General features: G+C 45.2%; 13 protein-coding genes. 6 read left to right on the top strand and 7 right to left on the bottom strand.

Annotated features, from left to right (window positions below):
* The first annotated feature begins 135 nt into the window (after positions 1–135).
* On the top strand, positions 136–747 hold the full coding sequence (locus tag JWJ90_RS21450; protein ID WP_205229270.1) for a hypothetical protein: 612 nt from the start codon (positions 136–138) through the stop codon (positions 745–747).
* 7 nt (positions 748–754) lie between these two features.
* Positions 755–1,435, top strand: coding sequence for a hypothetical protein (locus JWJ90_RS21445; protein ID WP_205229269.1), 681 nt, complete (start codon positions 755–757; stop codon positions 1,433–1,435).
* A 239-nt stretch (positions 1,436–1,674) separates the two neighbouring features.
* Here JWJ90_RS21445 and traI read toward each other — a convergent pair whose 3' ends face one another.
* The 3 genes from traI to JWJ90_RS21430 are packed head-to-tail and all read right to left on the bottom strand — an operon-like array spanning position 1,675 to position 4,077.
* The gene (gene traI, locus JWJ90_RS21440; protein ID WP_205229268.1) at positions 1,675–3,462 is read right to left on the bottom strand and encodes a TraI/MobA(P) family conjugative relaxase; all 1,788 of its coding nucleotides are present in this window, start codon (positions 3,460–3,462) and stop codon (positions 1,675–1,677) included.
* Positions 3,459–3,716, bottom strand: a complete 258-nt coding sequence (locus JWJ90_RS21435) for a hypothetical protein (protein ID WP_205229267.1) — start codon at positions 3,714–3,716, stop codon at positions 3,459–3,461. The genes traI and JWJ90_RS21435 overlap by 4 nt, the downstream gene beginning before the upstream one ends.
* A gap of 1 nt (position 3,717) precedes the next feature.
* The gene (locus JWJ90_RS21430; RefSeq protein ID WP_205229266.1) at positions 3,718–4,077 is read right to left on the bottom strand and encodes a plasmid mobilization protein; all 360 of its coding nucleotides are present in this window, start codon (positions 4,075–4,077) and stop codon (positions 3,718–3,720) included.
* Between the two features lie 228 nt (positions 4,078–4,305).
* On the opposite strand from JWJ90_RS21430, the gene JWJ90_RS21425 reads away from it, so the two are divergent.
* Positions 4,306–4,590: a TraK family protein gene (locus tag JWJ90_RS21425; RefSeq protein WP_205229265.1), complete on the top strand. Its 285-nt coding sequence runs from the start codon at positions 4,306–4,308 to the stop codon at positions 4,588–4,590.
* A 302-nt stretch (positions 4,591–4,892) separates the two neighbouring features.
* On the opposite strand, the gene JWJ90_RS21420 is transcribed toward JWJ90_RS21425, so the two are convergent.
* Positions 4,893–5,096, bottom strand: a complete 204-nt coding sequence (locus JWJ90_RS21420; RefSeq protein WP_205229264.1) for a helix-turn-helix transcriptional regulator — start codon at positions 5,094–5,096, stop codon at positions 4,893–4,895.
* A gap of 55 nt (positions 5,097–5,151) precedes the next feature.
* Here JWJ90_RS21420 and JWJ90_RS21415 point away from each other — a divergent pair, with 55 nt between their 5' ends.
* Together JWJ90_RS21415 and JWJ90_RS21410 are read left to right on the top strand one after the other, a co-directional pair.
* A complete protein-coding gene (locus JWJ90_RS21415; protein ID WP_205229263.1) occupies positions 5,152–5,670 on the top strand; it encodes a helix-turn-helix transcriptional regulator in 519 nt (172 codons plus the stop codon).
* 746 nt (positions 5,671–6,416) lie between these two features.
* The gene (locus JWJ90_RS21410) at positions 6,417–7,829 is read left to right on the top strand and encodes an IS4 family transposase (RefSeq protein ID WP_338032355.1); all 1,413 of its coding nucleotides are present in this window, start codon (positions 6,417–6,419) and stop codon (positions 7,827–7,829) included.
* Here the strand turns inward: JWJ90_RS21410 and JWJ90_RS21405 are convergent.
* The 3 genes from JWJ90_RS21405 to JWJ90_RS21395 all read right to left on the bottom strand — a co-directional run bounded on the left by JWJ90_RS21405 (position 7,771) and on the right by JWJ90_RS21395 (position 10,431).
* Positions 7,771–8,667, bottom strand: coding sequence for an SDR family oxidoreductase (locus JWJ90_RS21405; protein WP_205229261.1), 897 nt, complete (start codon positions 8,665–8,667; stop codon positions 7,771–7,773). The genes JWJ90_RS21410 and JWJ90_RS21405 overlap by 59 nt on opposite strands.
* A gap of 315 nt (positions 8,668–8,982) precedes the next feature.
* A complete protein-coding gene (locus JWJ90_RS21400; RefSeq protein ID WP_205229260.1) occupies positions 8,983–9,567 on the bottom strand; it encodes a DUF4126 domain-containing protein in 585 nt (194 codons plus the stop codon).
* Positions 9,568–9,654: 87 nt separating this feature from the next.
* Positions 9,655–10,431, bottom strand: coding sequence for a 4'-phosphopantetheinyl transferase family protein (locus JWJ90_RS21395; RefSeq protein ID WP_205229259.1), 777 nt, complete (start codon positions 10,429–10,431; stop codon positions 9,655–9,657).
* Between the two features lie 1,188 nt (positions 10,432–11,619).
* Here JWJ90_RS21395 and JWJ90_RS21390 point away from each other — a divergent pair.
* A complete protein-coding gene (locus tag JWJ90_RS21390) occupies positions 11,620–12,171 on the top strand; it encodes a DUF697 domain-containing protein (protein ID WP_205229258.1) in 552 nt (183 codons plus the stop codon).
* Positions 12,172–12,364 lie beyond the last annotated feature (193 nt).

The following is a 12,364-nucleotide window of genomic DNA, read 5'->3' as shown; positions in this document are numbered from 1 at the left end:
CCTAAAAAATACGCTTTTTCGTCAATAATCCCTGAAATTATCCGATTGCTTCTGTTGCCGCATGCCCGTCATGAATTTGAGGCGATTTACACACTACAAAGCCGCTTCTTGTGCCATTAGAGTGGGGCTCCGGGAATGGCTGTTATCACAAATGTATTATTTTTTTCGGAAATTGCACTGGCTTGGTATGTTGATTTAGGAGTTGCTACAGTAAAATCTCATCATGATAATCCTGTAAAATCTGCCGTAGAAAACTCCAAAGAAGTTATACATAAGACCGGAAAAGAGCTAGGTAGATTTTACAACGATGTAAAAGAGGAAACTTCTAAAGGGATTCATAAGACAGGAAAGGAAATTGGCAGGGCGCCAGGAAATATCGTAAAATCTGGTGCTACAGTGTACATGAAAATTGCTGGGAAGGACTTCGCTCCCCCGTCTCCATCTAAAGAAAGTAAAACAGAATTTTTTCAGGCTATTTTAAAAAATGGTCTGTATAATGATGCATTATTTAAAGCAGGAGAAAGCGATAGTTATATCGTATCACCAGGAACAACAAAGGATATATATATAAATAATAAAGAAGCTGTGGTGACTATTTCAATTGAAGCACGACCAGAAAACTGCTCTAATTTGGATATATCTGAAAGATGCTGGATTGCAATTGTAGATAGTAAGCAAGTATTGCCAAATGGATTCGTAATTACTTATGACAAATATAATGATATTATTGTCACTTCTATGGAGTGATTAATATATGAAAAATAGACATATATATCTAATTATTTTTTTATTCATACTATTTTCTTATGAAATTGGGCTATCTTGGCATGTAGATCTGGGTGTTTTTGAAATAAAATCACACCATGACAACCCTGTAAAATCTGCCGTAGAAAACTCAAAAGAAGTTATACATAAGACCGGAAAAGAGCTCGAAAGGTTCTACAAAAGAGTGGACAGGGAAATATCTAAAGGCATCCATAAAACCGGAAAAGAGATCGGTCGCGCCCCAGCTAACATAGGTAAATTCCCCAAAAAATTTGGCAAAGAGATAAAACGTTATCTGGAAAGGGATTATTCACCTGAAACAGAGGAGTGTGGAAAAGATGGAGTGGTCTGTTATGAAGTTCAAATCAGAAATGGCTTGCGAGGAGAAGTAGCTGCACAAGTTGGCGGCACAGGTTATTTGAGGATTGGCGGTGGAATGACGAGGAGCCTATATAGCAAAATAAAAAATGGGAAAGTGAATATATCAATACTTGTAAATCCAGCTAATTGTGGTTGGTCTCCCTCTACTTCAATGGAGTGCTGGTATTCAATACACCATGCTATGCATAAATTTCCGACAGAATTCGCTGTTGAATGGTCTCGAAAAAACGAGATCACTGTTTACTGGGACCCAAAGAGCATGATAAGGCAAATTGATTACCATCGCTAACAATGGTATGCGCTCAGATAGTAAAAAAGACCACAATTCTATTATGCTGCCTTTTTCTACCAGCTATTCGAAGAGTAGGAAGTTACGATATCTCCTGTATATACGTACTTTGTCAAGTGATCCTAGCTGTCGAGTTGGGGATATAAGGCTAATGTCTGCACAGCTTACCTTCCTTTCGACCGTATAATTCTCAATTTTCAAAAAACTGGCCATCACAATGCGTTATTAGATTGGGTTCCTCAGCGCTCCATGTCACGGCGTGCATTATCCTGCAGAAGCATTTTTGATTTTTTGCCGAGCCGAACCACATCGAGTTCGGACAGCTTGCGCAGGCTGTGTTGATGGTTTTGTTGAGCGCGAGCAATGTTAGGCTGGTGAGTTCTTGTTCGGAGGAGGGTGGTGTGTTTGTTGTTTTTTCGTTCAATGCTATTACCTCTCAAATGAATATTTTTGCCAAACCGGGCGAGACCATACATGACAGCCGCTTGTTCCGTAGTCTCGTCGCAGGAGAAATAGAGTTTGCTGCCCGTGTCTCGAATGGTACCGCCGCTCGGTAAGGAGAAAATAACGACACCGTTGTTATCAATGGTGTGCTGAGTTCCCGAAAATATCAGTGGCCTTGTTGGATTGGTCCCCTGGTTGATTTTTTCCTGAGCTTTTAAGAGCTCCATCCTGGTTACAGCCAACAGCCGTGAGCGATGTTTTCCGGATATTCCAGCAGCAGCTATTTGTTTTTCGCTTAGAGCCATTGAGTGCGTGGATTGGGCGAATGTCTCCGGGGAATTCTTTTGCATACCCTGGTCAAGTCGATCGAGAGTCGCATTCAGTTTCTTCGAACGGAGAACATCCAATGCTGTTCTGTCTCCTTGCTCTGCCTTCCACTTCAAATATCCATTCCAGGTATTGAACGGGATTTCCTCACGGATTTTTTGAATTTTTCTTTCATAGGTTTCATGCAGTTCGGCCATGGTCGCTCGCCTTTCAAGATGGAGCATCTGCGTCAGCTTTCTTTTGGTTTTGCGAGGGAGGATGCGTTTTTCAAGCGTCTGGAGCTGATAGCTGAATTGAGAAAACGCCCGTGTTTTTGTAGATCTATATTCCTGCTGAGACGCGCGCAGGCGCAGCTGACGTTTTTCCCGTAAGGACCTATATTGCTGGAACAATGCCTCTCGCTCTGGAGTCTTCGGTTGGATTGGTTCCCGTTGATACCCCTCTCTTTGCGGAACAGACCGCTTTGGTGGAGCATAGTCCCCTAATCGTTGGGTGAGCCTGTTCTTGGAAAAATCACGTCTCAGGGCGCTGGCCTTTATGGCACCGCGACCGTCGGCACTGGCAATTGCTAATCCGTTGCCTCTTTTGACAATTTTAACCCCTATTTCGGCCAAGGCAGTATGGACCTCGTGCCAGCTTTTTGAATCAGTCAAGGCTTTCACGATTACATCTTTGTGTTCGATGGTAAAGGATTGAAATGATTTCTCTCCAGTGTGGGCCTCCATACTGGCCGCGCGTTGGTTGATTTTTGGCTGCTTATTTTGATCGTGAGTTATTCCATTGTCGATCACCAGGTTGTACCGATTTTCCATCTCCCTGCACACCTCAGATAATCGGAAATAATCTCGGAAGGGTTCATGCTTGGTAAACCCCTCCGGGTGAATCATGTTATAGGCGATATGCATATGCAGGTTGTTGGTGTTTTTGTGGACGCCGCACATTCGTTGATGACCACTAAATCCCAGGGCGTCTGCAAAAGCCTTCTCAATAGTGATGATGTTTTCCCTGCTCAACCTCGGCTCGTCTTCTGGCCGAAAACTCACCATCAGATGGTAGGTTTTACTCCCCTGGCACCTCTGATTCATACCCTGCGTTGCCTCAATTTCGATGAGAGCGGCTTCATAGGTCTCCGAAAGACATCCTTCATGCCAGGCAAAGAGTAATTTTTCCCCATCGTGACTGGCATCGGCAATATATCGTCCTAGGCGGCACGAGTTATCGTTACCCTTTTCGATGTTGATGCGTTTTGCAATCATGATCCCAGTACCAACTGTTTGATTGTTTTCAATAGCGTTTCTAGCAAGACGATGATCCCTATAACCAGAATAAGAACCAACCAGTATATGCCACGCCCGACCCATATCATCGCCCATATCGAGGCAACCACGGTGGCCAAGATCATCATTACTTTTCCCAGGCCCTGAAACCCGCAAGCCTGCCACGATAATGCCAACATCGTGGAGATGATCATTGCCCCTGCGAGCCGAAACAAATTATGGAGTATTTTCATTTTAGGGCTTCCTGGATTGTTTTGTGGATAATCCCTCAACCAGAGTATTGAAGCGCCTCACCATATTTTCTTTTGATAGCTCAATGGATTTCAGAATCCTGCGAATCTCTGGCGTATTGCTGCCGGAAGAACCCTCGGACAATGACATTTTGAAGAGACCGCCAAGGCGACCAAGATCAGCGTTGGCTTTGGTCAAGGCGAGAAACGCTTGATAATCAACCGTGCTGGTGACGGCATGCCCCAAGCATACCCGTTTGACGTACTTGGAAAGCGACAGGCCTGCCTGAGCTGCTGCCCTACTCATGGCACGGTATTCGTCGTCGGTGAGATAGGTGGTGATCCGTTTTTTGGTGCTGGGCATGGTGTCAATAGGTGGTTGCGTTGAGCTGAAAGCGAATAAGCCTTCCCCGGATGGGGCACGGGTGTGAGGTGCGCGGTAGCGTTACCTCACCTATCCTGCCTTTCACTCCAGATAAAAAATCAGAGAGAAACGCAGAATTCAGTAGATAACTATGAAAATCCGTGTAAAATCTATGATTTTCTATCATATTTTATTATCCGTTATGATCATCTTTTATAATTTTCTATTATGGAACGCTTAAAAAAAGGATTTGCCCGGATCGAGTTTTTTGCAGTTCGCCAGGAGATCGAAAAATTATTGGCTGCCGGATATAGCATCAAGCTCGCTTATGAGGATTTGAAGCAAAAGGGAAAAATTACAATGAGCTACCAGGCTTTTTATAGAAATTTGAAGCCTGTAAAAAAATCAGTGTCAACGGAAGAGGCTGTAAACCTAAAGAGCAGGAAGCCCAGCAGCGAATATGGAGTGACGCTGCACCATGATAAAAAACCCAATACGGACGATATTATCTAACATTGGATATATTGAGTATTTCGAAATCGGTTATAGGAGTTGTCTTGGCGATAGAGTGGCCGCAATCAAACAGTCCAAAAAAAATAAGTACCACAATGTTCACTCTTAGCAATTTTTCAAATCCCTTGAACCGGTTGGGGCTGTAGCAAAGCAGGAGATGACGAGTAAGTGTTCTCGGTGAAATAGTCGATATTTCAGCGGGATACCAAATTGAAATTCATTGCAAAATTTTGTGAAACTTTGCTAGGATAGGCAGCTTGATTAATCCTAACTTCTTGAAATTTCGTAATGAATAAAATGAGTTACTCCTTGTCTAACCACAGTTCTGAGATTGATCTGTTTGTGAAAAACGCAATCGCCTGCATGACTCTAACCGTAGATCTTTTCCCGTTAATTACCTGATTGACAAACTGAGCAGAGACACCAAGAAAAGCGGCAATATCCTTTTGCTTTGTGTTGTATTGTTTTAACAATTGCTTTATTTTGCTTGCGTCAGCTTTATTCATATTTGATTTTTAATCGAATTGCAAAGCCCTATCAAGCATAAGTTTGGAGAAAATCATGGAGCGGGTTGGTTTCGAGCTATTATTCAAAAAGATTAAAAATATAGCCGGAGGAGGGACTCAAAAAGAGGTCGCTGAAAAGCTCGGGATTACACCGCAGGCTATTTCTGACGCCAAAAGGAAAAACAGGATCCCTGAATCCTGGTACGGCATAATTTTCGAGCAGTTTGGGGTGACCAAGGAAACGCTTCATCAGCTAGTGGACGGCCAGACCGGTAAGGTGGTTCCGCTATTTAAAAACGGCCCACCTATAACCAAAAATGAAACCAGCGTTGTGTCAAATCCCCCCGACCCAGATGTGTCTGGGTTCGACAAGATCATGGACGAGTTCTTCGAGGTCGTTAAACAATGGTTGGCTGATGAAAATGGCCGGAGTCCTTGGACAGCTGTTGATTTTATCCAGGAATTTCCTTCGAGATTTGAAGAGATGAAGGCCTGGCAGAAAAAGAAAGAGAAGGGGAAGCTGTTTAAGTTTGACAGGAAAAAGTCAGATGAGCGCCTTGTGAAAGGGAGCTAGCGATACGGCTCTTTCAGGGAGTAACGAGCAAAGGTGAATACTTCCTGTACTCCTTTTTAAACCAGATCTGTCAGGTCTCGGCCGGCGGTGACCTTGCTGCACTTGGTTATGCCGACATATTTTCTGGTTATCATATTCCCAACGAATTGTTCACCGGCATCTGAGCCGATGGATCACTTTCTTCAGTTTCTCATTGAATGCTGTTTCTTGATGGATCTTCCTGATACTGTTTTCTTCCCACGGTATCGACCATCCACTGGGGAGACTACATCGCCGTAATGGCGGCCTGGAGGAGCCAGGTTGGCCCATGCAGAGATATCTACTCCCTCATTTTTCCACCTGAGCTATTGTTGCGTAGTATCCCTCTCTGCCATGACTGTCCTATTTGGAAAAGGGGATGAGCTGTATAAGCCTGGGGTGCTGAATGGTTTGCATTGCCTAATCGTATCCTTATTGATGCGATTACAGAGTGGGTACGTATCAGACTATAATGACCAGGCTGGCTCGGTATGTGGGGTTTAGTTGGGGGGCTGGTTGCATAGCCGTCAGGCTAAGGGGTACGAATTCAAATTAAACGCGAAAAAACAGAAAATTAGGCACAAAAAAACTTTCAAAGCCCCCAGCCTCATAATGGCACTCCATTTTGCCGAGAATGATTACTAATCACTCTCGGAAGTTGGCGGTGTAGCAACTTGGACTTTCAGGTAATATAATCGTTTTTTCAGCAAGTTGCATTATCTCTTACCATTAAGAGAGTTGATAAAGACGAGTATCTGCTGATTGAAGAATCGATCAGAAAACAACTATGTTGCTTCTTTACCGAGCAGGAAATCGAATCTTTGGCTCGTGAGAGCAAGTTCGTTCAGCGCTCAAGCCAGTTAGGCGGTTTCACCTTCCTTTGTCTGCTGGCTTTTAACAGTGATGCATTGGCATTTGAGAGTCTCAATGATCTCACCATCAAACTGGAATTGGATCACGACATATGTATCAAAAAGCAATCGCTGGACGAGCGCTTTAACCAGCGTGCGGTTTCTTTTCTCACGGCAGCCCTCGCTGAACTCTTCAGCAAACAGCTGGCCGGGGGAAGGGCGACGTTAATAAGCTGTGACCAATTTGAAAGAATTTTGATTAAAGATTCTGTTTGTTTTCAAATAGATCAATCTTTATCCACGTATTACCCCGGTAGTGGCGGCAGTGGATCCGCAGCCAGTATCAGGATCCAATTTGAATATGATTTAGTCTCCGGCAGCATCGTTGATCTCAGTCTGAATGCGTTTAATGACCAGGATGCAACCAATTCAACGCTGACCATTGATGTTGTCAAAGAAGGCGACCTTGTTATTCGTGACCTCGCGTATATGCATCTATCAGCATTGCGAGGTATCCTGCAGAACCTTGGTGATTTTTTATGCCGTCTGCAAGCCAACAAAAACGTGTATCAGCTTCGAGGCAAGAAAACGGTTAAGCTGAATTTTTCCCGTATCGTTCGAGCCATGACCGATGCTGGAGTTGAAAAATTCGAAGACCGGGTATTTCTTGATCAAAATCTGACACTTCAGGTTCGTCTCTTCGTTTATCTGCTTCCTGAAAGCGTTTATCAGGAACGAATGCGTAAGGCTCATTTGAATGCCCAAAAGAAAGGGCGGCAATTAGGTAAAGAATTCAAAGCCCGAGCGAGGCTCAACCTGTTCACCACCTCTGCATCTGAAAAGTTGCTCGATATTCAGAATGCGTGGAAGGCGTACACCTTGCGCTGGCAGATTGAGCTTGTCTTCAAAACCTGGAAATCGCTCTGGAAGATCGATAAGGTCAAGAAGGTGAAAAAGCAGCGCCTTGAGTGCTATATTTACTCGAAATTATTCATTATAGTGCTCAGCCTGAACATGTTATGGATAACGCATAATCTCATGCGTGGGCTCTATGGTAAAAATCTCAGTTTCTACAAAGCGATAAAAACCTGGATGAGATCGCTTGACCGTTTCAAAGAGGCAATTTTTAACGGGATAGAAGCTGTAACGGATTTTCTGGTTAAGTTCTTCAAGTTAAGCTGCCAGAAGCATTTGCTGGAGAAAAAGAAAAATGGAAACTATTCTCCAGAAATCATACAAGATATTTTGGTTCTGAGAATTGAGGGTGAGCCAATGCCATGTGTGGCTTAATCAGGGATCCACGGCTTAGCCTGACGGCTATGGGGAAGGCCCCGGTCACCAGCTTGATGTCCCCTTGCAATTTGGCTGCTCGGCCTTCTCGAAAGTAACGCTCCAGGTCAAGCATTCTCTCTGCTATTTGTTCAGGCATACCTTCGGCAATCATACCCTGCAAGTATTCTGCAGGTGCGAGAGAAACATGGCTGATGGTGCGGCCCAGCACCACTGACAGCTCGCCAGCAATCGCTTCGTAGGAAAGTGGATCAGGACCGGTCAAGGTGTAGGCCTTTTTTTGATGTCCTGTCTCCGTCAGAACATGTGCTGCCACTGCTGCAATATCACGCACATCGACATGGCTGATCTTTGCCTTTCCACTGGCACTGTAGAAGCTGTTCTCAGTCCTGATCGATTCAGCCATAAAGGTAACGATATTTTGCATAAAACTATTCGGGCGAAGAAAGGTCCAGTCGAGCCCACTGGACTCGATCGCTTGTTCAACCGGCCGATGTACTTTGGCTAAGCTGTATGACTCCTCCTCCGCACCCATGACAGACTGTTTCACCACGTGCTGCACGCCCGCTGCTTTTGCCGCCTGTACGGCGTTGAGTTCCAGTGCTGTCTGATCAATTGAATTTGGGCCAAGAAGAAATATCTTTTCACAATTCTTAAAGGCCGCGTGCAGGGTATCGGGGCTCCTGTAATCGATGAGGACCGCCTCAAATCCTCTGGCACGGGCCGCATCCGCCTTTTCCCGGGCGTGATAGGCGAGGCGAAACCGGTGACTGCCTTGTTGAAGATACCTGACGAGTTCGCTGCCGACAGTGCCTCCAGCTCCTGTAATACAGATCATAGTGGTCTCTCCTTGTCTCTTACCAATCGTATCCCTGAAATGGAGGTTGTCGTCTTACTGATAACCTTACTCAATATTTCTCCAGGTGCTATGTAATCCGCTGATATTCTAAGCTTACCTCCTCTCGGTGCTCTGGGGTGGATGCTTGTGGTTTCGAGTCTGCCAGGGGGGAAGCAAAATATCATCCGCCTTCGCGCTCTTCTTGGCTTATTTACGTTGTTATTACGCTAATGCCACTTTGTGGCCTGTCAACGACTTGAAGTATAGGGGGATCGAAAAACAATGTGGATAGGGAAGGGGGCTCTCTCTGTTGTTCTATTTACAGGTGAAAGATTTGCAGACTCTTTGCGCGAAAGGGAGGAGTTTTTTCAGAAGCCATGCAGAAACGATCATGAGGGCCAAGACGACAAGTATGACCAGAAGCCGGTGGGCAATCATAAGGTACAACAGTCCGCTGACGGTGAGGTCTTCGGTGACACTTGCCACTGAATTTGAAACGGGTTCCGGGCTGGTATTGATGGCGGCTCGGGTGGAAGATTTTGCCAAATGGGAGCCCATTGTTAAACTGCCGCTGGCAAGGGCCGCTAGAAATTGGAGCAATGAGCCTGCATCCGATGTGGCGAGAAAACCCATGGCGGCGCCAGCCAATGGGCGGATACATGTATGGATCGAATCCCACAGGGAATCGACATAGGGTATCTTGTCTGCGACAAATTCCACAGCAAACAGTGCAGAGGCTATGGCGATAACCTGAGGATGAGCAAGAACGGTCATGTTTCCGGGTAAGTCGATCAGTTCCATGCGTTGGGCAAGTCCCAGGCCAGCCGTACAGAGATACAGGTTCAGACCGGAGGCCCAGGAACTTCCCAAAAGCACACTAACAGAATTGAGGACATCCATAGCAAAGGGTCGGTGATTGAGAGTTTCTTAATGCACAGGGGCAAAATGAGTATACGATTCAAGCGGCGAAATACCAAATTTTGTCGTTCAGGTTCGGTAGAGCAACAGGTGCTGTACAGGGGCAATGGAAAGGAAAGGAATACATTTCGTCATCAAAACCTGTTGTGGCTTGATACTCTTGGAGGCCGCAACCGCAAAGGAGAGGGCGCAGGAGTGCTTGAGCCGGTAATGATGCAGTTGCCAACGTTCGGGGGCATCAGGGCAGGCAGGAGAAAAGGAGAGAAGCAGTTGGTTCCCGTTGTGGCTGATGGTTACAGCATCCAGTGGAATCTGAAGTCCCAGGCCTCTTGCTTTCATATACGCTTCCTTCAGGGTCCATAATTCAAAAAAATTCTCTTGCCGCGTCAGCGGAGCACATGCCTCAAGATCGTTTTTTTCCTGAGAGGAAAAATAATGGGAGCCGATTCCCATGACATCTATTTGCCCATTCATCTGCTCTATATCAACCCCAATATCGTTTTCCAGGGTCACCGCGCAGGCGATGAATCTATCGGTATGCGACAGGTTGAAACGGAGAGGGGGAATGCCGGGGTGATGGCTTCTGCTTATTTCCGGTTTGCCGTAGGCGTTACGTTCAAATTTCCACTGCATTGGCGGCACATGGGTATATTCAGATAAAACGAACCGTTCCAAGGCACGGGTGCAGAGATATCGCCTACGATCTTTCTCAAAGTAATATCGCTGCTGGCATGCACGTTCAAGCGGAGAGAGGAGTGGTTCGTATCTGGCCAGCAAGCCGGCATCGTCCACCTGCGTGAAGGGGAACAGCCAAATATGCACCTGCCCGGGGTGCAACGGCATCATGAAGCGATACCCACACTCTGCATCTCAGCAACAAAGCGATAGATTTGCTTCTGATGCCAGTCAAAGGAACTTTGAATAGTGCCGGAGCAGATGACTGAAGTTCGAGTGATAGAATCTGGAAAAGGAGCCGGATTTCGTTGTATCAACAAGTTTTGTCCTTGCGTGTAAGTGGCCATGGTGCTGAAGGCCATTGCATTCATTTATGGCTACGGGTGTCTTTTATCTCGAAAACAACACGTTTTCGGGTGCTCATAATTTTTTACCCCTGCTCCGCCAAAGCGCTCCCCCCAGAAACTTTTCTATGTTGGTTTTCCAGAAAAGGAGACCCGCTGTGCTGATGAGCGTCCCGATGCGCAGCGGGTGAAACTGAAGGGAATCTTGAATAATGGCTTTTTCTGCCAATCCCCCGGAGTCTGGCGCTAACCTGGCCTTGATTGAAAAATTTAATTATTCAAGACACCCTGAATATAATAAAATTTTCTGAAAAATCTTCATCGATTCTGGGAAAATACGTTGTTGTGTGACCACTATGCACGCAAAAACTACCAACAGCAAATCTAGCCCGGCCTGCTATGAACTGCACTGACTCCACGAGTTAAGTTGTCTCGTTTTGATGAGTAGATATTTATTCTGGAAAAAATATTTCAAATTTCGATATTGTATTTTATGTGGAATGTTAAGTGGAGTTTTTGTTTGTGGATTTGAGTTGGCCGATATACCCCATCCCCTGTCTGTTGAATTACGTGAAGAGAGTGTGTGAATTTTCGATTATGTTAACGCGTAAGTATTCAAATTCTTTAAATGAGATGAGTTTTAGTGTCGTCAAAATCTCGTTTATCTCTGTATGATTTTCTTGCTTGAAAAGATTTTTTTGAGAGTTGTTTGCTGTAAGTGTGTTTTTCCTTCAATATACGGATTTTTAATAAAGAATTTTTTTAATTTTATCGTCATGTCTGATATCGTATCTGATAATATTTAATAAAAAACAGCAGCTGGCGATATAGCCCCTTGAGGCATCCATCGGCACGCCCCCTTCATTGTTTGTAACACGCCGATAAAGTTTACCTTAATTGACATGTCACCAACAACGAAACTGACACACCGATGAATGCTCACGGATTCAGGACTGAAAATAAAAGTCCATTGTAGTCACCTGCTTACCTTGGGGGGCCACAGAGACTGTGAAACGTGAAAACAAACGTATACGAGAATGACAATCAGGATGAGGCGGAAGATCAGCACCCGCATGCATCCGTTGTCACACCTGATGAGAATGTGCCACCATCGCGTTGCGCAGACAAGCAGCACAAGGCGGATCAATGCATTAAGAATTATGTCATCGTGGCCATAGGGCTCGGGGTTCTTCCCTCTGCCCTAGTGAATACGGCTTCTGTCATTGCCTTGGAGGTGAAGATGATAGGGGACTTGGCCAAAATCTACAATTTCCCCGTACCCACCAAATTAGTCGTCTATAAAATGCTTATTTCCCTCGCTGGTAGCCTTGGGGCGGTGTATCTCACCGTAAAGTTCCGAGTTGCCTTTAAGGGGATCCCTTTGCTTGGACACGCCGTGTATGTGGGGACGATGTCAGTGGCCGGTGGTGCGGCCATGTATGCTGTCGGAAAGATTTTTCAGGAGCATTACGAATCTGGAGGAACCTTTCTCAGTAGTGATAATTCCTTACTTAAAAAATTTTTCAAAGAGAAGTTCGATGGTAACTACTCACACCCTCTAAAATAAAAAAAGCTCAAATCCAAATAAATAACTTGACAGGTTTTTGCCGGAATTTTTTTCAATAGCCAGGGGTGCCAACAAAAATGCCCATCAACGCGCCTGGTCGTCTCTAAATCGTTTTAATATTGCATTCCGATAGCAAACAGATGCGATAGCGTTCAATCGTTTAACTCAGGGGCGCACAGGAGGTCGAAAAAAG

This window comes from Desulfobulbus rhabdoformis (genome assembly GCF_016919065.1).
In the GTDB taxonomy this organism is placed as follows: domain Bacteria; phylum Desulfobacterota; class Desulfobulbia; order Desulfobulbales; family Desulfobulbaceae; genus Desulfobulbus; species Desulfobulbus rhabdoformis.
The sequence above is the reverse complement of the archived record's forward strand: the minus strand, read 5'-3'. Positions and strand labels throughout refer to the sequence as shown.

Bases quoted from the DNA above. Each gene is read 5' to 3' on its own strand.
- JWJ90_RS21450 (WP_205229270.1), top strand. From the start codon at position 136: ATGGCTGTTATCACAAATGTATTATTTTTTTCGGAAATTGCACTGGCT.
- JWJ90_RS21445 (WP_205229269.1), top strand. From the start codon at position 755: ATGAAAAATAGACATATATATCTAATTATTTTTTTATTCATACTATTT.
- traI (WP_205229268.1), bottom strand. From the start codon at position 3,462: ATGATTGCAAAACGCATCAACATCGAAAAGGGTAACGATAACTCGTGC.
- JWJ90_RS21435 (WP_205229267.1), bottom strand. From the start codon at position 3,716: ATGAAAATACTCCATAATTTGTTTCGGCTCGCAGGGGCAATGATCATC.
- JWJ90_RS21430 (WP_205229266.1), bottom strand. From the start codon at position 4,077: ATGCCCAGCACCAAAAAACGGATCACCACCTATCTCACCGACGACGAA.
- JWJ90_RS21425 (WP_205229265.1), top strand. From the start codon at position 4,306: ATGGAACGCTTAAAAAAAGGATTTGCCCGGATCGAGTTTTTTGCAGTT.
- JWJ90_RS21420 (WP_205229264.1), bottom strand. From the start codon at position 5,096: ATGAATAAAGCTGACGCAAGCAAAATAAAGCAATTGTTAAAACAATAC.
- JWJ90_RS21415 (WP_205229263.1), top strand. From the start codon at position 5,152: ATGGAGCGGGTTGGTTTCGAGCTATTATTCAAAAAGATTAAAAATATA.
- JWJ90_RS21405 (WP_205229261.1), bottom strand. From the start codon at position 8,667: ATGATCTGTATTACAGGAGCTGGAGGCACTGTCGGCAGCGAACTCGTC.
- JWJ90_RS21400 (WP_205229260.1), bottom strand. From the start codon at position 9,567: ATGGATGTCCTCAATTCTGTTAGTGTGCTTTTGGGAAGTTCCTGGGCC.
- JWJ90_RS21395 (WP_205229259.1), bottom strand. From the start codon at position 10,431: ATGATGCCGTTGCACCCCGGGCAGGTGCATATTTGGCTGTTCCCCTTC.